This window comes from Kitasatospora sp. NPDC057904 (assembly GCF_042887925.1).
Classification (GTDB): domain Bacteria; phylum Actinomycetota; class Actinomycetes; order Streptomycetales; family Streptomycetaceae; genus Kitasatospora.
This window is the reverse complement of record NZ_JBHVOL010000010.1, coordinates 1-21,909: the sequence shown is the minus strand read 5'-3', so window position 1 is coordinate 21,909 and position 21,909 is coordinate 1. Positions and strand designations below refer to the sequence as shown.

The following is a 21,909-nucleotide window of genomic DNA, read 5'->3' as shown; positions in this document are numbered from 1 at the left end:
GCCCGGCTAGCGGATCGGCATCCCCGAGATCGCGCGGGCGATCACCAGCCGCTGGATCTCGCTGGTCCCCTCGAAGATCGAGTAGATCGCGCTGTCCCGGTGCATCCGCTCCACCGGGTACTCCCGGGTGAAGCCGTTGCCGCCGAGGATCTGCATCGCCTGCGCGGTGACCCACTTGGCCGTCTCGCCCGCGTACAGCTTGGACATCGAGCCCTCGGCCGCGGTGAACGGCCGGTTGTTGACGGCCATCCAGGAGGCCCGCCACACCAGGAGCCGGGCGGCGTCGATCCGGGTCCGCATGTCGGCCAGCTGGAAGGCGACCCCCTGGTTGTCGATGATCGGGCGGCCGAACTGCTCACGCGTCTTCGCGTAGTCCAGCGCGACCTCGTACGCGGCCCGCGCGATGCCGATCGCCTGCGCGCCGACGGCCGGGCGGGAGGCCTCGAAGGTGGCCATGGCCGCGTTGCCCCGGCCGCTCTTGCGCACGCCCTCGCGGGCGCGGGCCAGCCGCTCGTCCAGCTTCTCCTTGCCGCCGAGCAGGCAGCTGCCGGGCACCCGGACGCCGTCCAGGACGACCTCGGCCGTGTGCGAGGCCCGGATGCCGTGCTTCTTGAACTTCTGGCCCTGGCTCAGTCCGGGGGTGCCCGGCGGGACGACGAAGGAGGCGTGGCCGCGGGCGCCGAGCTCCGCGTCGACGGTGGCGACGACGACGTGGACGGCGGCGATCCCGCCGTTGGTGGCCCAGGTCTTGGTGCCGTTGAGCACCCACTCGTCCTTGGCCTCGTCGTAGACGGCCCGGGTGCGCAGCGCGGAGACGTCGGAGCCGGCGTCCGGCTCGGAGGAGCAGAAGGCGGCCACCTTGACGTCGTCGGGGGTGCCGAACATCTGCGGCGTCCAGGTGCCGATCTGCTCGTCGGTGCCGTTGGCGAGCACGGCGACGGCGGCCAGCGTGGTGCCGACGATGGACAGGCCGATGCCCGCGTCGCCCCAGAACAGCTCCTCCATGACGATCGGGATGCCGACGCCGGAGGGGTCGAAGTACTGCTGGGCGTAGAAGTCGAGCGAGTAGATGCCGAGCTTGGCGGCCTCCTGGATGACCGGCCAGGGGGTCTCCTCGCGCTCGTCCCACTCGGCCGCGGCGGGCCGCACCACGTCGGCGGCGAAGCCGTGCAGCCAGTCGCGCACGGCGAGCTGGTCCGCACCCGGGTCCATCGAGAACGTGCTGCTCATGGTGCTTGCCTCCGCAGAAGGGGTACGGCCGACCGGGGTGTTACCCGGGGTAACATCGTCGGAGTCTGCTACTGATTGGTAACCGGTGTCAACGCCCCGCACCGCCCGGCGCCCCCCGCGCCGGCCCACCCGACCCGAGGAGCAGCGCATGTCCCGAGAGCCCCGCCGCGAGCAGCTGCTCAACGCCGCCGACCGGGTCATCCAGCGCGAGGGCCCGGCCGCGAGCATGAACGCCATCGCCGCCGAGGCCGGCATCACCAAGCCGATCCTCTACCGGCACTTCGGCGACCGGAACGGCCTCATCCGGGCCCTGACCGAGCGCCACACCGGCGGCCTGCTGGCCGCCGTGCGGGCCGCGCTCGCCGCACCGCTGGAGCGCCGCGACCGGGTCGAGCACGTCCTGGACACCTACCTGGCCGGCATCGAGGCCCGCCCGCAGGTCTACCGGCTGCTCACCCACCCCGAGCCCGGCGACCCGACCGGCGCGGGCAACGCGCTCGCCCCCGCGCTGCGCCAGATCGCCGAGGAGATCACCCGGGCCGTGCAGAGCCAGGTCGACCTCGGCGCCGACCGCGACCTGCTCGCCGAGGCCTGGGGCCGGGGCATCACCGGCATGGTGCTGGCGGCCGGCGACTGGTGGCTGGAGTCCAAGCCGTGCTCGCGCACCCGCATGGTCCAGGCCCTCGCCGACCTGCTCTGGGGCCGCCTCGCCGCCGCCGCGGACCTGCCGACCGCCGTCCTGCCGGCCGCGCCCGCCGAACCGGCCGAGGCGAACGGCGCCGTCTGAAGCCTTTCGTCCGGCCCCTTGTGCCGGCCCCGGCAGCGCGGGCATCATCGGGCCCCACCCACCGCCGTGCGAGGTCCGAATGCGCCTACGCCGCACCGCCGTTGCCCTGCTGCTCGCCGCCACCGCCGTCCTGGCCGGCGCCCCCGGCGCGTCCGCCGGAGAGGCCGCCGGAGCCACGGCGGCCACGGCGGCCCGCTTCCCGACCGGCACCGCCACCGGCCCGGACGGCCACACCGCGCTCACCGACGCCCGGGGCCGCCGGCTCCAGCTGCGCGGCTTCAACCTCGACAAGTACGCCGAGGCCACCGAGGCGGACGTCAGGTCCGTCGCGGCCCAGGGCTTCACCCTGATCCGCGTGGCGGTCTCCTGGAACCGGCTGGAGCCCGAGCGAGGCCGCCTCGACCCGGCCGAACTCGACCGCCTCCAGCGGCTCCTCGGCTGGGCCGACCGCTACGGCGTGCTCGCCCTCGTCGACTTCCACCAGGACGTCTACGGGCCCGCGTTCGGCGGCGGCGACCGCGGCATCCCGCGCTGGGCCACCCGGGACGACGGCCTGCCGTTCACCCCCGATCCGAACGACTGGTTCGCCGGCTACTTCCAGCCCGCCGTCCAGGCCGCCTTCCGCCACCTCTACGACGACCCCGACCTTCGCGCCTGGCAGGCCGACTTCTACACCCGGCTCGCCCGCGAACTGCACGGCCACCGCTCGCTGCTGGGCTACGACCTGTTCAACGAGCCCTTCGGCCCGGTGGACGGCGACCCCACCGACCCGGCCGTCCTCGCCGCCGCCTCCGCCGCCCTCGAACAGGGCCGGCTCGCCGACATGTACCGCCGCCTGATCGCCGCCGTCCGCCAGGTCGACCGCCGCGCCTGGCTGTTCGTCGAACCGACCGTCCTGGTCGGCCAGGGCGTGCCCACCCGGCTGCCGGGCTTCGACGACCCCCGGCCCGGCGCGCCCCGGCTCGGCTACGCACCGCACTTCTACGACACCGCCGTCGAGAACGGCGCCGACTGGGACCCGTCCGACGGCTTCGTCGAGCACTACACCGCCGCGATCACCGCCTACCCGGCCGCGCACCGGCTGCCCGTCCTGGTCGGCGAGTGGGGCCCGCCCGACTCCCGCACACCGGGCAACACCCGACTGGTCCGGGAGCAGGTCGCGGCGATGGACGGCTTCGCCGCGGGCTGGACGATGTGGTACTGGTGCCGCGGCGACGGCGGCTACTGCGCGCTCGACCCGGCCGGGCGGCCCGCCCCCGGCGACGGGCCCGCGTTCGGCCCGTACCCCGCGGCCGTCGCCGGGACGGACGTGCGCACCGGCCCGGACACCGTCCGCTGGGACGCCGACGGCACCGGGCGCGGCAGCGAACTCGTCCTGCCGCCCGCCGCGTTCCCGCGCGGCGCGCAGGTCGCCGTCTCGCCCGCCGACGCCCGGGTCGAGGTCCGCCCGCCCGCGGACGGGCGCGCGGGCAGCGTCCGGATCCGGCTCCCGCACGCCCGCCCGGGCACCCCGGTGACGGTCACGCTCACCCCGAACTGACCGGGGCGATCAGGCCAGCCCCCGGCGCGCCAGCAGCGGCCCGGTCTCCGGCGCCCGCCCGACCACCGCGCGGAACGACTCCAGCGGGTCGCGGCTGAACCCGCGCGACAGCAGCTCGCGCCGGAACTCCTCGCCGCTCTCCCGCACCGAGCGGCCGTTCTCCCCGAACCACCGCACGGTGTCCGCGTCCAGCACCTCCGACCAGATGTACGCGTAGTACCCGGCGCTGTAACCGCCCGCGAAGACGTGCTGGAAGTAGGCCGACCGGTAGCGCGGCGGGATCGCCGGCACCGCGAGCCCGGCCTCCTCCAGCACCCGTGCCTCGAACTCCCCTGCGTCGGCGACCTCCCGGCCCCGCGGCAGGGTGTGCCAGGCCCAGTCCAGCAGCGTCGCCGCCAGGTACTCCACCGTCCGGAAGCCCTGGCCGAAACCCTCGGCCGCGACCATCCGCTCGACCAGCTCGGCCGGCAGCGGCTCCCCCGTCACGTGGTGGCGGGCGTAGTTGGCCAACACCTCGGGCCGGACCATCCACATCTCGTTGACCTGCGACGGGAACTCGACGAAGTCCCGGGGCACGGCCGTGCCCGCGAACAGCGGGTAGCGCACGTCCGAGAACAGCCCGTGCAGCGCGTGCCCGAACTCGTGGAAGAGGACGCGCACCTCGTCCCAGGTCAGCAGCACCGGCTCGCCCGGAGCCGGCTTCGGGACGTTCAGGTTGTTCATCACCACGGCCCGCCGGCCGGTCAGCGCGGACTGCGACACCAGCTCGTCCATCCACGCGCCGCCGCGCTTGGACGCGCGCGCGTGGAAGTCCCCGACGAACAGGCCCAGCGGGGTGCCGTCCTCCTCGGCGACCTCGAAGACCCGGGCGTCCGGGTGGTAGGCCGTCAGGTCCGGCCGCTCGGTGAAGCTGATCCCGTACGCGAGCCCGGCGGCGAAGAACGCGCCGTCGTGCAGCACCCGCTCCAGCTCGAAGTACGGGCGCAGCGCGGCCGCGTCGACCTCGTACGAGGCCTGCCGGACCTTCTCCGAGTAGTACGCCCAGTCGTGCGCGGCGAGCTCCTCGATCCCGTCCGCCGCGGCCGCCTCCGCCAGTTCGGCGGCCTCCCGGCGGGCGATCGCCACCGCCGGCTCGACCAGCCGCGACAACAGCCCGGACACCGCCTCGACCGAACCCGCGGTCTCGTCGGCCACGACGTACGCGGCGTGGGTCGGGTGGCCGAGCAGCCCGGCCCGCTCGGCGCGAAGGGAAGCCATCCGGATCGCGACCGGGCCGTTGACGTCCGCGGCCCGGCCGAGGGAGGCGGCGAGCAGGCGCTCGCGCACCGACCGGTCGGTCAGCAGCGCCAGTTCGGGCTGGCCCGAGGTGCTGCGCAGGCTCAGCACGTACTTTCCGTCGTGGCCGAGCACCCTGGCGTTCTCGGCGGCCGCGGCGACGGCGTCGGCCGACAGGCCGTCGAGCTCGTCCGCGGAGTCCAGGACCAGCGCGGCGGCCTTGGTGGCGGCGTTCACGTTCTGCTGGAAGGTCGTGGCGAGGGCGGCGAGTTCGGCGTTCAGCTCGCGCAGCCGCTCCTGCTCGGCCGCGCCCAGCCGGGCGCCGGAGCGGACGAACGCGGTGTGCCGGCGCTCCAGCAGCCGCAGCGACTCCGGGTCCAGGCCGAGCTCGGCGCGGCGCCCGTACAGGTCCTCGATCCGGGCGAACAGGGCCCGGTCCAGGTGGATCGCGTCGTGGTGCGCGGCCAGCAGCGGGCTCACCTTCGCGTCCACCTCGTCGACGACGTCGTTGGTGTCCACCGACACCTGGTTGCGGAAGACCACCCCCACCCGGCGCAGCACCTCGCCGGAACGCTCCAGGGCCACCAGCGTGTTGGCGAAGGTCGGCGGCTGCGGATCGGCCGTGATCGCGGCGATCTCGGCCAGCTGCTCGGCCATCCCGCGCTCGTAGGCCGGCAGGTAGTGCTCCTCACGGATCTCGGCGAAGGGCGGCAGTTCGAAGACCAGGGTGCTGGCCTTGAAGAACGGGTTCTCGGTCATTTCACGGACCCTACGCCGTGTCCCGCGCGCTGCCTACGCGATTCCGGCCCCGCGTCGTCCGCCGTTGTCGTACCCACCGGCTACCGTCGATCCCGGACCCCCGCAGGTCCGCACACGCGTACCCGACCCGTACACCGGCGCCGCCGCCGGCACCGCCACCGACGACCGCCACCGACACCGAGAGCCGCCCCCGCGCCCCGAGAGGAGGAGCCCCCGTGGCCCCCAGAACCGCCCTGGTCCCCGATCCGCACGGCCGCGGCGGCCGGCTCCAGCCGCTCGACGACGCCGGCGCCCCGCTCGGCCCGCCCGAGACCGTCCCCGACCTCGCCGCCGCGGTCGCCGCCCGGGAGGCCGCCGGAGGCGACTCCCGGCCGGGGCCCCGCTGGGTCTGGGCCGCCGCCGACAGCGCCTACGCCCCGCTGCTGCCCCGACTGCCCGACCGGGTCGGCCGCTGCCACGACCTGCGACTCGTCGAGGCCCTCCTGCTCGCCCACGAGGGCCGCTTCGGCGCGCCCCGCTCGCTCGGCGCCGCCTGGTCCCGGCTGCGCGGCCTGCCCGTCCCGGACGACCTGCCCGAGCCGGGCTCCGCCGAGACGGACGACGGCCAGGACACCCTCTTCGCCCCCGACCGGCTCCAACTGCCGCCCGGCGCCGACCCGCTGGCCGCCGTCGTCGCCGTCCACGCCGAACAGCAGCGCCGGATCGCCGCGATCACCGACCCGGCCGCCCGGCACCGCTTCCGCGTGCTGGTCGCCGCCGAGTCCGCCGGCGCCCTGGTCGCCGCCGAGATGGCCCACGACGGCCTGCCCTGGCGCGCCGACGTCCACGACGCCCTGCTCACCGAACTCCTCGGCCCCCGCCCCACCGTGCCCGGGGCCCAGCCCAAACTGCTCGCCGACCTCGCCGCCGAACTCCAGCGCTCCCTCGGCGGACGCCCGTTCAACCCCGACTCGCACACCCAGGTGCTGCGCGCCTTCGCCGACCGGGGCATCCAGCTGAGCTCCACCCGGTCCTGGGAGCTCAAACGCGTCGACCACCCGGCCGCGCAGCTGCTCATCCGCTACAAGGAGCTCGCCCGGATCCACGCCGCCCACGGCTGGGCCTGGCAGGACGCCTGGGCCCGCGGCGGCCGGTTCCGGCCCGAGTACGTCGTCGGCGGCGTCGTCTCCGGCCGCTGGGCCAGCCGCGGCGGCGGCGCCCTCCAGATCCCGCGCATCCTGCGCCGCGCCGTCGTCGCCGACCCCGGCTGGCTGCTCGTCGTCGCCGACGCCGCCCAGTTGGAGCCCCGGGTGCTCGCCGCGCTCTCCCAGGACGCCGGCCTCGCCCGCACCGCCGCCGGCGGCGACCTCTACGAGGCCCTCGCCGCCAGCGCCTTCCGCGGCGACCGCGACAAGGCCAAGCTCGGCCTGCTCGGCGCCATGTACGGGCAGACCAGCGGCGACATCGGCCCCCTCCTCAACACCCTGCGCCACCGCTACCCCGCCGCGATGGGCTACGTCGAGGCCGCCGCCCGCACCGGCGAGGACGGCGGCGTGGTCGTCTCCCGGCTCGGCCGGGCCTGCCCGCCCGCCTCCGCCGACTTCCTCGACCTCACCGAGGCGCCCGACACCGCCGCCGAGGCCGGCGGCCGCTGGGCCCGCGCCCGCGGCCGCTTCACCCGCAACTTCGTCATCCAGGCCAGCGCCGCCGACTGGGCCCTCGCCCTGCTCGCGGCGCTGCGCCGGCGGCTGAACACCCTGCCCGCGGCCGTCCCGGAGGACCGCCCGCACCTGGTGTTCTTCCAGCACGACGAGGTCATCGTGCACACCCCGGCCAACCTCGCCGACGAGGTCGCCGCCGCCGTCGCCGAGGCCGCCGACGAGGCCCGGCTGCTGGTCTTCGGCGACACCCCGGTCCGCTTCCCGCTCACCACCGCCGTCGTCGACTGCTACGCGGACGCGAAGTAGGAGTAGGAGTAGGAGTAGGAGCGGAAGTAGGAGCAGCGGCCGGCCGTCACAGCTTGCGGAAGGCGCGCGCCTCCTCGGCCGCCGCGACCACCTCGGCCAGCCCCGCCCCGGTCGAGGCGGTCACCGCGGCGGCCACCGCGCCCTCCACGAACGGCGCGTCCACCAGCCGCACGCCCGGCCGCGGCGCGTCCTCCAGCACGGTCACCGCGGTCAGCACCGAGCTGCCGAGGTCGGGCAGCACGACCACGCCCGCCCCGCCGTCCGCCTCGCCGACGGCCCGGGCGATCAGGTCGTAGCTGGTGCCGAGCCCGCCGTCCTCCGTCCCGGCGGCGACCACCACCCGCACCCCGTCCGGGGCCAGCTCGCCGAGCAGCTCCCGCAGCCCGGCGGCGAGTTGGGCGCTGTGCGAGACCAGGACGATACCCACGTGTTCGGTCATGCCCCGACCCTACGACCCGCCGCGCCGCTCCGAAAGGCACTCCGGAAGCCGCGCCGCAGGCCGCTCCGGAAGCCGCGCCGCGGGCCCCTCCGGGAGCCGCTCCGGGCGGGCGGCAGGGGCCGCGCGTGTCGCATCCCGTGCCGTCGCGCCCCCGGCTGGCATAGCGTCGGGGCGACAGCAATCACGGCAGCAGCGTCCTGACCGAGGGAGCGAAGAACGTTGAAGAAGCTGATCAACACCCCGGAGAGCGTCCTGGAGGACGCGCTGACCGGATTCGCCGCCGCCCACCCCGAGTTGACGGTGGACGTCGCCAACCGCGTGGTCACCCGGGCCGCCCGCCCCGGCGCGCCGAAGGTCGCGCTGGTCTCCGGCGGCGGCTCCGGGCACGAGCCGCTGCACGCCGGCTACGTCGGCCGCGGCATGCTCGACGCCGCCTGCCCCGGCGAGGTGTTCACCTCCCCCGTGCCCGACCAGGTGCTGGCCGCGGTCAAGGCCGTCGACTCCGGCGCGGGCGTCGTCCTCGTCGTCAAGAACTACACCGGCGACGTCATGAACTTCGAGCTCGCCGCCGAACTCGCCGCCGAGGAGGGCGTCGAGGTCCGCACCGTCCTGGTCGACGACGACGTCGCGGTCGAGGACTCCACCTGGACGGCCGGGCGCCGCGGCACCGGCGCGACCGTCATCGTCGAGAAGACCGCCGGCGCCCTCGCCGAACGCGGCGCCCCGCTCGACGACGTCGCCGCCCTCGGCGAGCGCGTCAACGCCGCCTCCCGCTCCTTCGCGATCGCGCTCACCGCCGCCACCGTCCCCGCCGCCGGAAAACCCGGCTTCGACCTGCCGGAGGACGAGATCGAGGTCGGCGTCGGCATCCACGGCGAACCCGGCCGCCGCCGCGAGAAGCTGCGCCCGGCCCGCGACCTGGCCGCCGAGGTCGTCGGGACGATCCTCGCCGACCACCACCTCGCCCCCGGCGACGAGGTCATCGCCCTGCTCAACGGCCTGGGCGGCACCCCGCTGCTGGAGCTGTACGTCGTCTACGGCGAGGTCGCCGCCCGGCTCGCCGAGCGCGGCATCACGGTGGCCCGCAGCCTCGTCGGCAACTACGTCACCAGCCTCGACATGGCGGGCTTCTCGCTCACCCTCACCAAGGCGGACGAACAGCTGCTGGACCTCTGGGACGCCCCCGTCGACACCCCCGCCCTCAAGCGGGCCTGAGCCCTGAGCGAGGAGACGCACGTGGACTTCGACACCCCGCTGGCCGAGGCCTGGATCCGCGCGATCGCCGCCGCCGTCGAGAAGGAGCAGGGCCGGCTCACCGAGCTGGACTCCGCGATCGGCGACGGCGACCACGGCAGCAACCTCCAGCGCGGATTCGCCGCCGTCCTGGCCGCCCTGGCCGCACTCGACGGCCCCCGGCCGGCCGGCCCCGGCGTGGTGCTCACCAAGACCGGCAGCACGCTGATCTCCAAGGTCGGCGGCGCCTCCGGCCCGCTGTACGGCAAGGCCTTCCGCGCGATCGGCGCCGCCCTGCCCGCACCGGCGGGCCCGGCCGCCCTCGCCGAGGCCCTCGCGGCCGGCCTCGACGCCGTCCGCGCCCTCGGCAAGGCCGAACCCGGCGACAAGACCATCGTCGACGCGTACACCCCGGCCGTGGCCGCCTTCCGCACCGCCGCGGCCGCGGGCGCCGACCTGCCCGAGGCCGCCGCGGCGGCGGCCGACGCCGCCGAACAGGGCGCCCGCGACACAACCGCCCTGCAGGCCCGCAAGGGCCGGGCCTCCTACCTGGGCGAGCGCAGCAAGGGCCACCAGGATCCGGGCGCCACCTCGACGGCCCTGATCTTCCGCACCCTGGCCGACGTCACGGCGGGCTAGCCGGGAGGGGGCGCGACCGCGGATCCCCGCCGTCGCGCCCCCTCCCGTCACACCCCTCCCGTCACGCCCCCTCCGCCGCCTGGTCATCCGTCCGAGTGATCAACAGCAACAAGGCGTCGTCCCCGAGCTTCCCGCCCGTGTGCGCCAGGAGATCCCCGTACACCCGCTCCACCGCCGCCTCCAGCTCCCCCGCCGAGCGCGCGGCCCCCTGCACCAGGTCCCCGACCCGCTCCGCCAGCGGATAGAACTCCCCGCTCCTGCGGTGCCGGGCCTCGATCACGCCGTCCGTGTAGAGCACGAGGACGTCGTCCACCCCGAAGTCCCGCCCCCAGCTGACCGGCTCCCCCGCCGCGAGCCGCCCGAGCCCGAGCGGCACCCACGGGTCCGGCGAGTCCAGCACGTGCGCCTTGCCCTCCCCGTCCACCCGGATCGGCGGCACGTGGCCGTACTGCAGCAGTTCGATCACCCCCGCCGTGCGGAACTCCACGAACAGCGCCGTCGTGAACTCCCCGTCCGGCACGTGCCGCTCGACGCTCGCCTCGACCCGCGCCGCGACGCCCCGCAGCCCGGTCTCGTCGTACGCGGCCTCGCGGAACGCGCCGAGCACGACCGCCGCCGTCTGCACGGCCGCGAGCCCCTTGCCCCGGACGTCCCCGACCGCGACCCGGGTGCCGTGCGGGGTCTCCAGCACCGAGTAGAGGTCCCCGCCGATGCGCGAGGCGTCCGCCGCCGACACGTACCGCACCGCCAGCCGCAGCGGTCCGACGACCGGCCCCGGCAGCCGCAGGATCGCCCGCTGGGCGGCCTCCGCCACGGAGCTGACGGCCGCGAACGCCGCCGCGCGCCGCATCCTGATCCTGGCGACCCAGGCGGAGAAGAGCGTCAGCACGATGTAGCTGAGCATCGCCCCGTAGACGAACCGCGCGTCGTTGATGTTGACGACCTCGTCGTAGCGGCTGAGCCCGAACACCGCGAGCAGCCCGACCGCGCAGACCGCGAACAGCTCGCCGGGCCTGAGCGTCAGCGCGGCGATCACCGGGACGACGGTCATCAGCGGCGCGAGGTAGCGGTCCTTGCCGGAGAGCAGGTCGGCCAGGCCGACCACGACGATCGCGGCGACCGCCGGGGTGGCCCGCCGCCAGAACGGGACGTCCTGGAGGTCCGCGGCCAGCAGGGCGTCGCGCTGCCGGTCCGGTGGCAGCCCGGCGGCCGTGGGGGCCGCGGGCGACTGGGCGCGGCGGATCGGGAACACATATCGAACATATCGGACGATCAAGGCGCCCACCCTCCCCAGCCCGCGGCAGCCCGACCGGCCGCCCCGCACGGACCCTCCGCGACCCCTTCCCGGACCAGGACGGACCGTACCGAAACACCCTATTTGTCATACAGTGCGACCACGGCAGCCGGGCGACCGGCCGAGCGAGCAACCGACCAGACCAGCCACGCAGATGGAGGCCACGACCGGTGTCCGGGTACCGCAACACCTCGCGCATCTCCGACCGCCGGACCGGCCCGGCGGCGCAGCCGGTGCACTGGCCGCGGGTCCTCCTCGCCGGTTCGGCCCTGTGGGTCGCCACGGTCGTCGTCACGTTCTTCACGGCCGACAGCAACCTCGTCCCGACGATCGTGCTGCTCGGCAGCTTCCTCGTGCCGGCCACCGTGGTCGTGTGGGCGTACGAGCGCCACGCGGCCGACCTCGGCCCGGACCGGATCCTCGCCTGCTTCGGCCTCGGCGGAATCATCGGCGTCCTCGGCGCCTCCGTCCTGGAGACGTACCTGCTCTCGCCGTCGGTCTGTATGTACGTGGGCGTCGGCCTGATCGAGGAGGCGGTCAAGCTCGCCGCGCTGGTCCTGGTCTGCCGGCGGCTACGGGTGAGCGGCCTGCGGTACGGGCTGGTGCTGGGCGCGACGGTCGGCGCGGGCTTCGCGGCCTTCGAGAGCGCCGGATACGCGTTCAACGCCGTGCTGAGCGTCCAGGGACTCTCCCTCAGAGACCTGGTCGAGACGGAGATCCTGCGCGGGCTGGTGGCACCGGTCGGCCACGTCCTGTGGACGGCGATCGCCGGCGGCGTGCTGTTCCGCGAGCGGCGCGCCGGCCGCTTCCGGGTCACCACCCCGGTCGTCGTCACCTACCTGGGCGTATCGCTGCTGCACGCGCTCTGGGACAGCATGGGCGGGATCGCCGTCTGGCTGGTCGCGAGGACCACCGCGAGCGACTGGCAGCGCGCCCTGTTCGACCTCGGCCACATGCCGGACCCGACCACCGGGCAGGTCCACCTCTACACCTTCTACGACACGGCCGGCCTGGTCGTGGTCTCCTTGGGTGGACTGCTGTGGCTGAGGGTGCTGGCCCGGCGGGACCGGGCGGCGCCGATCCCGGCCCAGTTCCCGTCCGCCCCGGCGTGAGCGCCCCGCCGCGCACCGCCGCGCACCGCCGAACCGCCCGGACGGCGGTGCGATCCGCATCACCACACCCCTCCACGAAATACCCCGCAGGGGTATGGTGTGATGAGCATGAGAACCCGGGCACTGCCCGGGGCCGCACAGACCTCCCGGAGGCCCGGATGTCCAGCACCATCACCTACACCGTCACCGGCATGAGCTGCGGCCACTGCGAGAACGCGATCAGCGAGGAACTGTCCGCCCTGACCGGCGTCACCGAGGTGGCCGCCGACGCCAAGGCCGGCACCGTGACCGTCTCCTCCGCCGCCCCGTTGGACGACGAGCAGGTCCGCGCGGCCGTCGACGAGGCCGGCTACGAGCTGGTCGGCCGCAGCGCCTGAGCCCGTCCGGCACGGCGGGCCCGGGCAGCGGGCCCGCCGGCCGCCCCACGCCACACCGTCCCTAGGAGCAGCATGAGTACGACGGCACCCGGGATCGAGGGCGCCACCGGCACGGGGGGCCGGGAGCACGCCCCGGACCGGGTCGAGCTGTCGATCGGCGGGATGACCTGCGCCGCGTGCGCGGCCCGGGTCGAGAAGAAGCTCAACCGGATGGACGGCGTCGAGGCTACCGTCAACTTCGCCACCGAGCGGGCCCGGATCGACTACGGCCCCGGCGTCTCGGTCGAGGACCTGATCGCCACGGTGGAGCGCACCGGCTACACCGCCGAACTCCCGGCGCCCCCGGCGGCCGCCGCGCCCGAGCCGGCCGAGGCCGCCACGCCGGAGCCGCCCGCCGACCCCCTGCTCGACCGCTTGCGGACCAGCACCCTCCTCGGCATCCCCGTCGTGCTGCTGTCGATGGTCCCGGCCCTGCAGTTCGCCAACTGGCAGTGGCTGGCCTTCGCCCTCACCGGCCCGGTCGTCGTGTACGGCGGCCTGCCGTTCCACCGCGCCGCCTGGACGAACCTCAAGCACGGCGCCGCGACGATGGACACCCTCGTGTCGCTCGGCACCCTGGCCGCCTTCGGCTGGTCGTTCTGGGCGCTGTTCTGGGGCCACGCCGGGGTGCCGGGGATGCACCACCCGTTCTCGCTCACGGTCGGCGACACCGACGCCTCGTCCACGCTGTACCTGGAGACGGCCGCCGCCGTCACCGTGCTGATCCTGCTCGGCCGCCACCTGGAGGCCCGCTCCAAGCGCCGGGCCGGCGCCGCCCTGCACGCCCTGCTGGACCTCGGCGCCCGGGACGTGGCGGTGCTCCGGGCCGGCCGCGAGGTGCGGGTCCCGATCGCCGAACTCGCGGTGGGGGACCGGTTCGTGGTCCGTCCCGGCGAGAAGATCGCCACCGACGGCGTCGTCGTCGAGGGCACCTCCGCCGTGGACGCCTCGATGCTCACCGGCGAGTCCGCCCCGGTCGAGGTCGCCGCCGGCGACGCCGTCACCGGCGCCACCGTCAACGCGGGCGGCCGGCTCGTCGTCGAGGCCACCAGAGTCGGCACCGACACCCGCCTCGCCCGCGTGGCCAAGCTCGTGGAGGACGCCCAGAACGGCAAGGCCGCCGCCCAGCGCCTCGCCGACCGGATCTCCGCCGTCTTCGTCCCGGTCGTCGTGCTGATCGCGCTCGCCGCCCTGGTCGGCCGGCTCCTCGCCACCGACAGCCCGACCGCGGCGTTCACCTCCGCCGTCGCCGTGCTGATCATCGCCTGCCCGTGCGCCCTCGGCCTCGCCACGCCGACCGCCCTCATGGTCGGCACCGGCCGCGGCGCCCAGCTCGGCATCCTGATCAAGGGCCCGGAGGTGCTGGAGACGACCCGCAAGGTCGACACCATCGTCCTCGACAAGACCGGCACCGTCACCACCGGCCGGATGACCCTGCTCGCCGTCCACACCGCCGACGGCGTCACCGAGACCGAGGCCCTGCGCCTCGCGGGCGCCGTGGAACACGCCTCCGAGCACCCGATCGCCGCCGCCATCGCCGGCGCCGCGGCCGAGCGGACCGGCGGGCTGCCGCCCGTCGACGGCTTCGAGAGCATCCCGGGCCTCGGCGTCCGGGGCGTCGTCGACGGCCACGCGGTGGTCGCCGGCCGGGAGGAACTCCTCGCGGAGCACGCCCGGCCCCTGCCCGAACGCCTGGCCGCGGCCAAGCGGACCGCCGAGGCGGCCGGGCGGACGGCGATCGCGGTCGGCTGGGACGGCGAGGCCCGGGCCGTCCTGGAGGTCGCCGACGCGGTCCGGCCGACCAGCGCCCGGGCCGTCGCCGAACTGCGCGCGCTCGGCCTGCACCCGGTCCTGCTGACCGGTGACCACCGGGCCGTCGCCGAGGCCGTCGCCGCCGAGGTCGGCATCGCCCCCGAGGACGTGATCGCCGGCGTCCTGCCCGAGGAGAAGGTCGCCGTCGTCGAACGCCTCCAGGCCGAGGGCCGCTCGGTCGCCATGGTCGGCGACGGCGTCAACGACGCCGCCGCGCTCGCCCGGGCCGACCTCGGCCTCGCCATGGGCACCGGCACCGACGCCGCCATCGAGGCGAGCGACCTCACCCTGGTCCGCGCCGACCTGCGCTCCGCCGCCGACGCCATCCGGCTCTCCCGCCGGACCCTCGGCACCATCCGGGGCAACCTCTGCTGGGCCTTCGGCTACAACGCCGCCGCGATCCCGCTGGCCGCCGCCGGACTGCTCAACCCGATGATCGCCGGGGCCACGATGGCCTTCTCCTCGGTCTTCGTCGTCACCAACAGCCTCCGGCTGCGCCGCTTCGAGGCCGCCGCCTGACGGCCGTCCCCAGCGGCCCGGCCCGAAAGGCCGTCCCGAAACGAGCGCGGGCCCGAACCGGTCGAACCGGTCCGGGCCCGCCGCCGTCCGGAGCTCAACGCCGTCCGGGGCTCGACACCGTCAGGGGCTCAACGCCCGAGCAGCTCGCCGCCGTTGCAGTGCAGGATCTCGCCGGTGATGAACCCGGCCTCGGGCGAGGCGAGGAAGTACACGGCCCCCGCGACCTCCCCCGTCTCCCCGATCCGGCCGAGCAGCGTGCGCGCCGCGCGGCGGGCCACCTCGGCCTCGTCCAGCCGCGGTCCGAAGAACTCGGTGCCCGCCACCGTGCCCGGGGCGACGATGTTCGCGGTGATGCCCGAGGTGCCCAACTGGGCGGCCAGGAAGTGGTTCCAGGCGTGCAGCGAGGCCTTCGCCGCGCCGTAGGAGCCGGCCCCGCGCAGGGCGGCGATCGAGCTGATCGTGACGACCCGGCCGGAGCCCGGGGTGAGCCGGTCGCGGATCGACTCGGTGAGCAGCACCACGGTCAGCACGTTGCGCTCGAAGTCGCCGCGCCAGCGCGCCAGCAGCGCGTGCGGGCCGGCGCCGATCACGGTCTCGCGGCTGCCGGCGTTGTTCACCAGCACGTCGACGCGCTCGGGCAGTTCGGCGAGCGCGGCCTCGACGGCGTCCGGGTCGGCGAGGTCGCAGACCAGCGGGGTGACGTTCGGCCCGAGCTCGGCCGCGGACTTCTCCAGCACCGCCCGGCGGCGGCCGACGATCACGACCCGTTCGCCCGCCTCGGCGAACCGCCGCGCCACTTCGAACCCGATTCCCGTGCCACCGCCGGTGACTACGACGTTCCTGGCCATCTGCGCACTCCCTCCCCAGTTCCGCCGCCACGCTGCGAGGGTGCGGGACGGTCCGTACCGGAATGCCACGATTCCTATCACGCTCGGTTGCCGTGACTGCGGGGAGGGTGACGTCGCCCGCGCCGGAACGTGTGGTATGGGCCCGGTACGACGCGCACACGGAGCGTGGCGAGAGGCAGCTCACACCCCCCGGGCGTAACTTCTCGCACCCTGATACGTCTTAGGTTGGTAGTGCGGCAGTTTTCCGAGGGACGGAGACGCGACGAACGGCAACGCGTCCCCGTGCCTCCACTGCCGCCGACGGGGCTCCGGCGGGCCCCGGGTCGGCCGTCGAATCGACGGCCTTCGCGCACGGCGCCGGGGTTGTGGCGGGCCAGGGACGCTTTGAGCGGCCGTCCCGGGCTGCGGCCGGCCCCGGAGTCGTGCGCCGTACGATCCCGTCCCCGCGGGAACGATCCGCACGGCTCCACCGCGCGGGGACGCACGAGGGCCCGGCCGCACACGTGCGGCCGGGCCCTTCGGGGTTCTGCGTCAGCGCTCGCCGAGGGCGACGTAGTCGCGGATGGCGGTGCCGGTGTAGATCTGGCGCGGACGGCCGATGCGGCTCGTCGGGTCGTTGATCATCTCGTGCCAGTGGGCGATCCAGCCGGGCAGCCGGCCCAGGGCGAACAGCACGGTGAACATGCTGGTCGGGAAGCCCATGGCGCGGTAGATCAGGCCCGTGTAGAAGTCCACGTTCGGGTAGAGCTTGCGCGAGACGAAGAAGTCGTCCTTGAGCGCGTGCTCCTCCAGCTTGAGCGCGATCTCCAGCAGCTGGTCCTGCTTGCCCAGCTGGCCGAGGACCTCGTGCGCCAGCAGCTTGACCTGCGCGGCGCGCGGGTCGAACGCCTTGTAGACGCGGTGGCCGAAGCCCATCAGCTTGACGCCGGCCTCGCGGTTCTTGACCTTCGTGATGAAGGCGTCGACGTCGCCGCCGTCCTTCTGGATGCTCTCCAGCATCTCCAGCACGGCCTGGTTGGCGCCGCCGTGCAGCGGGCCCCAGAGCGCCGAGATGCCGGCCGAGATCGAGGCGAACAGGTTGGCGTGGCTGGAGCCGACCAGGCGCACGGTGGAGGTGGAGCAGTTCTGCTCGTGGTCCGCGTGCAGGATCAGCAGCTTGTCCAGCGCGTTCACGATGACCGGGTTGAGCTCGTAGTCCTCGGCCGGGACCGCGAAGGTCATCCGGAGGAAGTTCTCGACGTAGCTCAGGTCGTTGCGCGGGTAGACGAAGGGCTGGCCCATCGACTTCTTGTAGGCGTAGGCCGCGATGGTGGGCAGCTTGGCCAGCAGGCGCACGGTCGACAGGTGGCGCTGGGCCGCGTCGAACGGGTTGTGGCTCTCCGGGTAGAAGGTGGAGAGCGCACCGACCACCGAGGACAGCATGGCCATCGGGTGGGCGTCGCGCGGGAAGCCCTGGAAGAACCGCTTGACGTCCTCGTGCAGGAGCGTGTGCTGGGTGATCTCGCGGTTGAACTCGGAGAGCTGGTCCGCGTTCGGCAGCTCGCCGTTGATCAGGAGGTACGCGGTCTCGACGAAGCCGCCCTGCGCTGCGAGCTGCTCGATCGGGTAGCCGCGGTACCGCAGGATGCCGTTGTCGCCGTCCACGAAGGTGATCGCGGACTTGTAGGCGGCGGTGTTGCCGAAGCCGTTGTCCAGGGTGACCAGGCCGGTCTGCGGGAGCAGCTTCGAGATGTCGAAGCCGGCGTTGCCCGCAGTGCTCTCGACGACGGGGTACTCGTACTCGCCGTCCTGGTACCGCAGTACTACCGAGTTGTCGCTCACGTCTTCCTCACCGACGAAATGAATCCTCTTCCAAGGTGCCCTGACTGTCTCTACCATCCCCCATCTGGAGGACAGCCGCGCACCCGGGGTGGCCCGAAAGGGCCCTCCCCTACAAAACCTGCCGCCGCAGCCGGTACGAACCGGACAAGATCGGCGCCATCCTAGGCTCTGCCGTAAATCTCTTCACGTCAAGAGAACATTAGAGGCAACCATCCTGTTGGATAATCATCCAGTGGCAAGTCGATGATCGAGCGCGGCGTGCCTCCGACCTGCGCTGACGGCCCGGACGGCCTGCGCGATCGCCTTGCGTGACCCCACCAGCACCACGAGTTTCCGTGCCCTGGTCACGGCGGTGTACAGGAGGTTTCGCTGGAGCATCGTCCAGGCGGACATGGTGACCGGAATCACCACCACCGGATACTCGCTGCCCTGCGAACGGTGGATCGTCACCGCGTACGCGTGGGCCAGCTCGTCCAGCTCGTCGAAGTCGTAGGGCACCTCCTCGTCCTCGTCGGTGAGCACCGTCAGCCGCTGGTCGTCCACACTGAGGGCGGTCACCACACCCACTGTGCCGTTGAAGACCCCGTTCCGCCCCTTGTCGTAGTTGTTGCGCACCTGCGTGACCTTGTCCCCCACGCGGAACGTCCGCCCGCCGAACCGCCGCTCCGCCACCCCCTCCCTCGCCGGCGTCACCGCCGCCTGCAACAGCGTGTTCAGGTTCCCCGCACCGGCCGGACCCCGGTGCATCGGCGCCAGCACCTGGACGTCCCGCCGCGGATCGAACCCGAACCTCTGCGGGATCCGCCGCGCCACCACGTCCACCGTCAGACCCGCCGCCCGCTCCGCGTCGTCCTCCGCGAACAGGAAGAAGTCCGGCAGACCGTCCGTCAGCGGCGGCCTGCCCTCGTTGATCCGGTGCGCGTTCGTCACCACGCCCGACTGCTGCGCCTGCCGGAAGATCCGGGTCAGCCGCACCGACGGGACCGGGCCGCCGTCCGCCAGCAGGTCCCGCAGCACCTCGCCCGCGCCGACCGACGGCAGCTGGTCCACGTCCCCGACGAACAGCAGGTGCGCCCCCGGCGGCACCGCCTTGACCAGCTTGTTCGCCAGGATCAGGTCCAGCATCGAGGCCTCGTCGACCACCACCAGGTCCGCCTCCAGCGGCCGGTCCCGGTCGTACGCGGCGTCCCCGCCGGGCTTCAGCTCCAGCAGCCGGTGCACCGTCGACGCCTCCGCCCCGGTCAGCTCCGCGAGCCGCTTCGCCGCCCGGCCGGTCGGCGCCGCCAGCACCACCTTCGCCCGCTTCGCCAGCGCCAGCGTCACGATCGACTTCACCGTGAACGACTTGCCGCAGCCCGGACCGCCCGTCAGCACCGCGACCTTCTCCGTCAGCGCCAGCCGCACCGCCTGCTCCTGCTCCGGCGCCAGCTCCGCCCCCGTCCGCTTCGCGAGCCACTCCAGCGCCACCGGCCAGTCCACCCCCGCGAACCAGGGCATCCGGTCCGCGTCCGAACGCAGCAGCCGCAGCACCTGGTTGGCCAGCGAAATCTCCGCCCGGTGGAACGGCACCAGGTACACCGCGGTGATCGGCTCGCCGCCCTCCCCCGGCACCGACTCGCGCACCACCCCCTCCAGCGCCACCAGCTCCGCCAGGCAGTCGATCACCAGCCCCACGTCCACCTGGAGCAGCTTCACGCCGTCCGCGATCAACCGCTCCTCCGGCAGGTAGCAGTGCCCCTGGTCGGTGCTCTGCGACAGCGCGTACTGCAGCCCCGCCTTCACCCGCTCCGGGCTGTCGTGCGGGATCCCCACCGCCTGCGCGATCCGGTCCGCCGTCAGGAAACCGATGCCCCACACGTCCGAGGCCAGCCGGTACGGCTCGTTCCGCACCACCCCGATCGAGCCGTCGCCGTACTGCTTGTAGATGCGCACGGCCAGCGAGGTCGACACCCCCACTCCCTGCAGGAAGACCATCACCTCCTTGATGGCCTTCTGCTCCTCCCACGCCGCCGCGATCTTCTTCGTCCGCTTCGGCCCCAGCCCCGGCACCTCGATCAGCCGGCCCGGCTCGTTCTCGATCACCTCCAGGGTGTCCACCCCGAACCGCTCCACGATCCGCTCGGCGAACCGCGGACCGATCCCCTTGATCAGCCCCGACCCCAGGTACCGCTGGATGCCCTGGATCGTGGCCGGCAGCACCGTCGTGTAGTTCTCCACCGTGAACTGCCGCCCGTACTGCGGGTGCGAGCCCCACCGCCCGTGCAGCCGCAGCGACTCCCCGACCTGCGCGCCCAGCAGCGCCCCCACCACGGTCAGCAGGTCGTTCGCACCCCGGCCGGTGTCCACCCGAGCCACCGTGTACCCGGTCTCCTCGTTGGCGTACGTGATCCGCTCCAGCACCCCCTCCACCTGGGCGAGCTGGCGCTGCGCGGGTTCCTGTCCCGCCTGCGGCTGCCTGGCCACCGGGACCCCCTTCGACCGGTACGGGCGGACCATTCCGCTACGCACCGTACCGTCCCGGTCGGACACGTCCGGACCGCTCCCGGACGGCACCCCTCCGGCCGCCGTCCGACCTCCGGCCGACCTCCAGCCGCCCCGGTCACGGCCCGTCACGGCCGTGACCGCCTGCCGTGCGGCCCACCGGTGCAGGTGCCAGGCTGGGAGGGGCGGGGGGCCACCGACCGCACCCGTGCCCGCACGGGCCCCGTCCGAGGAGCAGTGCCGCCATGCTCACCACCGACTACCGGCCCGGCGCCCCGATCTGGCTCGACCTCGGCAGCCCCGACACCCGGGCCTCCGCGGACTTCTACACCGCCCTGTTCGGCTGGTCCACCGACTCCGCCGGACCCGAGGCCGGCGGCTACGGCTTCTTCCGGCTCGACGCCCGGACGGTCGCCGCCTTCGGCCCGCTCGTCGAGGAGGGCTCGCTGCCCACGTGGACGGTGTACTTCGCCACCCCCGACGCCGACCGCACCACCGAACTCGTCCGCCAGGCGGGCGGACGCGTCCGGTTCGCGCCCTTCGACGTCTTCACCGCGGGCCGGATGGCCGGCTACACCGACCCGACCGGCGCCGACTTCGCGGTCTGGCAGCCGCACGACACCCGCGGCCTCGACGTGGTCACCGCGGAAGGCAGCCTCTGCTGGACGGAGTGCTACAGCGTCGACGCCGAACGCGCGAAGTCCTTCTACCGCGCGGTCTTCGACTGGCAGGAGCAGGACGTCCCGTTCGGCGAGGCGCTCTACACCGTCCTCACCCCGGCCGGCGGCGGCACCGACGACGCCCACGGCGGCATCATGCAGCTCGGCCCCGAGCACACCGCCCGCGGCACCTCGTCCCACTGGCTCCCCTACTTCGAGGTCCCCAACGTCGACGCCGCCCTCGCCATCGCGACCACCCTCGGCGCGACGGTCCGGATCCCCGCCATGGACGTCCACGGCGTCGGCCGGCTTGCCCAGCTCCAGGACCCGCACGGAGCGGTGTTCGCCGTCATCACCAGTGCCAAGCCCGGCGAGTGACACGGAATCACCCCGAGAAGGGCCGTGAAGGGGTGCTACGGGCGTAGACAGGGGGTGGTGCGGGAGATCGGGGCCCCTATTCTCTGATCATGACCGAGACGACCGTTCTGACGATCCGCCGGGTGACGGAGGCCGATCTGCCGGCCATCGTGGCGATGCTCGCCGACGACCCGCTGGGCGCGACGCGCGAGAGCCCCGACGACCTCACCCCGTACCGCACCGCCCTCGCCCGCATCACCGACGACCCGAACCAGCACCTGGTCGTCGCCGAACGCGCCGGCCGAGCCGTCGGCACGCTGCAGCTGACGCTCGTCCCCGGCCTCTCCCGGAAGGGCTCCACCCGCGCGATCATCGAGGGCGTCCGCATCCACGCCGACGAACGCGGCAGCGGCCTCGGCACCGAACTGATCGAGTGGGCGATCCACCGCTCCCGCGAACTCGGCGCCGACCTCGTCCAGCTCACCTCGGACGCCACCCGCACCGACGCCCACCGCTTCTACGAGCGCCTCGGCTTCGTACGGTCGCACTACGGTTTCAAGTACCGGCTCTGACGTCCGAGGAACCGCCCTGAAAAGCCCCTGGAAACGCGAAAAGCCCCTGATCCGAATGGATCAGGGGCTTCTCTTGAATGATTGTTCGGCGGCGTCCTACTCTCCCACAGGGTCCCCCCTGCAGTACCATCGGCGCTGTGAGGCTTAGCTTCCGGGTTCGGAATGTAACC

17 protein-coding genes and 1 rRNA gene are annotated in these 21,909 nt (G+C 73.9%); 10 read left to right on the top strand and 8 right to left on the bottom strand.

Translation table 11 applies throughout. The features are described 5' to 3' along the window. Nucleotides 1–6: 6 nt before the first annotated feature. A complete protein-coding gene (locus ACFVSN_RS24605; RefSeq protein WP_380436671.1) occupies nucleotides 7–1,230 on the bottom strand; it encodes an acyl-CoA dehydrogenase family protein in 1,224 nt (407 codons plus the stop codon). A gap of 148 nt (nucleotides 1,231–1,378) precedes the next feature. Between ACFVSN_RS24605 and ACFVSN_RS24600 the strand changes: the two genes are divergently transcribed. Beyond that, nucleotides 1,379–2,017: a TetR family transcriptional regulator gene (locus ACFVSN_RS24600; protein WP_380507630.1), complete on the top strand. Its 639-nt coding sequence runs from the start codon at nucleotides 1,379–1,381 to the stop codon at nucleotides 2,015–2,017. A gap of 79 nt (nucleotides 2,018–2,096) precedes the next feature. After that, nucleotides 2,097–3,557: a cellulase family glycosylhydrolase gene (locus tag ACFVSN_RS24595; protein WP_380436667.1), complete on the top strand. Its 1,461-nt coding sequence runs from the start codon at nucleotides 2,097–2,099 to the stop codon at nucleotides 3,555–3,557. A gap of 9 nt (nucleotides 3,558–3,566) precedes the next feature. Here the strand turns inward: ACFVSN_RS24595 and ACFVSN_RS24590 are convergent, their stop codons facing one another. Then, the gene (locus ACFVSN_RS24590) at nucleotides 3,567–5,591 is read right to left on the bottom strand and encodes a M3 family metallopeptidase (RefSeq protein WP_387956581.1); all 2,025 of its coding nucleotides are present in this window, start codon (nucleotides 5,589–5,591) and stop codon (nucleotides 3,567–3,569) included. A gap of 215 nt (nucleotides 5,592–5,806) precedes the next feature. Between ACFVSN_RS24590 and ACFVSN_RS24585 the strand changes: the two genes are divergently transcribed. Next, nucleotides 5,807–7,537, top strand: a complete 1,731-nt coding sequence (locus ACFVSN_RS24585) for a bifunctional 3'-5' exonuclease/DNA polymerase (protein WP_387601309.1) — start codon at nucleotides 5,807–5,809, stop codon at nucleotides 7,535–7,537. A gap of 46 nt (nucleotides 7,538–7,583) precedes the next feature. On the opposite strand, the gene dhaM is transcribed toward ACFVSN_RS24585, so the two are convergent. After that, on the bottom strand, nucleotides 7,584–7,976 hold the full coding sequence (dhaM, locus tag ACFVSN_RS24580; protein WP_359966560.1) for a dihydroxyacetone kinase phosphoryl donor subunit DhaM: 393 nt from the start codon (nucleotides 7,974–7,976) through the stop codon (nucleotides 7,584–7,586). 219 nt (nucleotides 7,977–8,195) lie between these two features. Here dhaM and dhaK point away from each other — a divergent pair, with 219 nt between their 5' ends. Further along, complete coding sequence (gene dhaK / locus ACFVSN_RS24575) at nucleotides 8,196–9,191, top strand: dihydroxyacetone kinase subunit DhaK (RefSeq protein WP_380436663.1); 996 nt, start codon at nucleotides 8,196–8,198, stop codon at nucleotides 9,189–9,191. A gap of 21 nt (nucleotides 9,192–9,212) precedes the next feature. Then, nucleotides 9,213–9,848 (top strand): dihydroxyacetone kinase subunit DhaL, encoded by a 636-nt coding sequence (dhaL, locus tag ACFVSN_RS24570; RefSeq protein ID WP_380436660.1) that lies wholly within the window; start codon nucleotides 9,213–9,215, stop codon nucleotides 9,846–9,848. A gap of 61 nt (nucleotides 9,849–9,909) precedes the next feature. Here the strand turns inward: dhaL and ACFVSN_RS24565 are convergent, their stop codons facing one another. Then, nucleotides 9,910–11,100, bottom strand: a complete 1,191-nt coding sequence (locus ACFVSN_RS24565) for a PP2C family protein-serine/threonine phosphatase (RefSeq protein WP_380436658.1) — start codon at nucleotides 11,098–11,100, stop codon at nucleotides 9,910–9,912. Between the two features lie 212 nt (nucleotides 11,101–11,312). Between ACFVSN_RS24565 and ACFVSN_RS24560 the strand changes: the two genes are divergently transcribed. The 3 genes from ACFVSN_RS24560 (at nucleotide 11,313) to ACFVSN_RS24550 (ending at nucleotide 15,001) form a co-directional block, all read left to right on the top strand. Then, nucleotides 11,313–12,254, top strand: a complete 942-nt coding sequence (locus ACFVSN_RS24560) for a PrsW family intramembrane metalloprotease (RefSeq protein WP_387956580.1) — start codon at nucleotides 11,313–11,315, stop codon at nucleotides 12,252–12,254. Nucleotides 12,255–12,412: 158 nt separating this feature from the next. Then, on the top strand, nucleotides 12,413–12,631 hold the full coding sequence (locus tag ACFVSN_RS24555) for a heavy-metal-associated domain-containing protein (RefSeq protein WP_380436654.1): 219 nt from the start codon (nucleotides 12,413–12,415) through the stop codon (nucleotides 12,629–12,631). Nucleotides 12,632–12,703: 72 nt separating this feature from the next. After that, a complete protein-coding gene (locus tag ACFVSN_RS24550) occupies nucleotides 12,704–15,001 on the top strand; it encodes a heavy metal translocating P-type ATPase (RefSeq protein WP_387956579.1) in 2,298 nt (765 codons plus the stop codon). A 128-nt stretch (nucleotides 15,002–15,129) separates the two neighbouring features. Here ACFVSN_RS24550 and ACFVSN_RS24545 read toward each other — a convergent pair whose 3' ends face one another. The 3 genes from ACFVSN_RS24545 to ACFVSN_RS24535 all read right to left on the bottom strand — a co-directional run bounded on the left by ACFVSN_RS24545 (nucleotide 15,130) and on the right by ACFVSN_RS24535 (nucleotide 20,166). Next, nucleotides 15,130–15,849: an SDR family NAD(P)-dependent oxidoreductase gene (locus ACFVSN_RS24545; protein WP_380449168.1), complete on the bottom strand. Its 720-nt coding sequence runs from the start codon at nucleotides 15,847–15,849 to the stop codon at nucleotides 15,130–15,132. A gap of 531 nt (nucleotides 15,850–16,380) precedes the next feature. Continuing rightward, nucleotides 16,381–17,670 carry a citrate synthase gene (locus ACFVSN_RS24540; protein WP_380448972.1) on the bottom strand — a complete coding sequence of 430 codons (1,290 nt, stop codon included), beginning with the start codon at nucleotides 17,668–17,670 and terminating at the stop codon, nucleotides 16,381–16,383. Nucleotides 17,671–17,895: 225 nt separating this feature from the next. Next, the gene (locus ACFVSN_RS24535; protein ID WP_387956578.1) at nucleotides 17,896–20,166 is read right to left on the bottom strand and encodes an ATP-dependent RecD-like DNA helicase; all 2,271 of its coding nucleotides are present in this window, start codon (nucleotides 20,164–20,166) and stop codon (nucleotides 17,896–17,898) included. A 230-nt stretch (nucleotides 20,167–20,396) separates the two neighbouring features. Between ACFVSN_RS24535 and ACFVSN_RS24530 the strand changes: the two genes are divergently transcribed. After that, nucleotides 20,397–21,188 (top strand): VOC family protein, encoded by a 792-nt coding sequence (locus ACFVSN_RS24530; RefSeq protein WP_380499737.1) that lies wholly within the window; start codon nucleotides 20,397–20,399, stop codon nucleotides 21,186–21,188. Between the two features lie 89 nt (nucleotides 21,189–21,277). Next, complete coding sequence (locus ACFVSN_RS24525; protein WP_380448978.1) at nucleotides 21,278–21,739, top strand: GNAT family N-acetyltransferase; 462 nt, start codon at nucleotides 21,278–21,280, stop codon at nucleotides 21,737–21,739. Between the two features lie 83 nt (nucleotides 21,740–21,822). On the opposite strand, the gene rrf is transcribed toward ACFVSN_RS24525, so the two are convergent. Further along, nucleotides 21,823–21,909 (bottom strand): 5S ribosomal RNA (gene rrf, locus ACFVSN_RS24520); the annotation flags it as partial.

Excerpts from the sequence above, each read along its gene's own strand:
- ACFVSN_RS24605 (WP_380436671.1), bottom strand. The coding sequence starts at position 1,230 with ATGAGCAGCACGTTCTCGATGGACCCGGGTGCGGACCAGCTCGCCGTG.
- ACFVSN_RS24600 (WP_380507630.1), top strand. The coding sequence starts at position 1,379 with ATGTCCCGAGAGCCCCGCCGCGAGCAGCTGCTCAACGCCGCCGACCGG.
- ACFVSN_RS24595 (WP_380436667.1), top strand. The coding sequence starts at position 2,097 with ATGCGCCTACGCCGCACCGCCGTTGCCCTGCTGCTCGCCGCCACCGCC.
- ACFVSN_RS24590 (WP_387956581.1), bottom strand. The coding sequence starts at position 5,591 with ATGACCGAGAACCCGTTCTTCAAGGCCAGCACCCTGGTCTTCGAACTG.
- dhaM (WP_359966560.1), bottom strand. The coding sequence starts at position 7,976 with ATGACCGAACACGTGGGTATCGTCCTGGTCTCGCACAGCGCCCAACTC.
- ACFVSN_RS24555 (WP_380436654.1), top strand. The coding sequence starts at position 12,413 with ATGTCCAGCACCATCACCTACACCGTCACCGGCATGAGCTGCGGCCAC.
- ACFVSN_RS24550 (WP_387956579.1), top strand. The coding sequence starts at position 12,704 with ATGAGTACGACGGCACCCGGGATCGAGGGCGCCACCGGCACGGGGGGC.
- ACFVSN_RS24545 (WP_380449168.1), bottom strand. The coding sequence starts at position 15,849 with ATGGCCAGGAACGTCGTAGTCACCGGCGGTGGCACGGGAATCGGGTTC.
- ACFVSN_RS24535 (WP_387956578.1), bottom strand. The coding sequence starts at position 20,166 with ATGGTCCGCCCGTACCGGTCGAAGGGGGTCCCGGTGGCCAGGCAGCCG.
- ACFVSN_RS24530 (WP_380499737.1), top strand. The coding sequence starts at position 20,397 with ATGCTCACCACCGACTACCGGCCCGGCGCCCCGATCTGGCTCGACCTC.
- ACFVSN_RS24525 (WP_380448978.1), top strand. The coding sequence starts at position 21,278 with ATGACCGAGACGACCGTTCTGACGATCCGCCGGGTGACGGAGGCCGAT.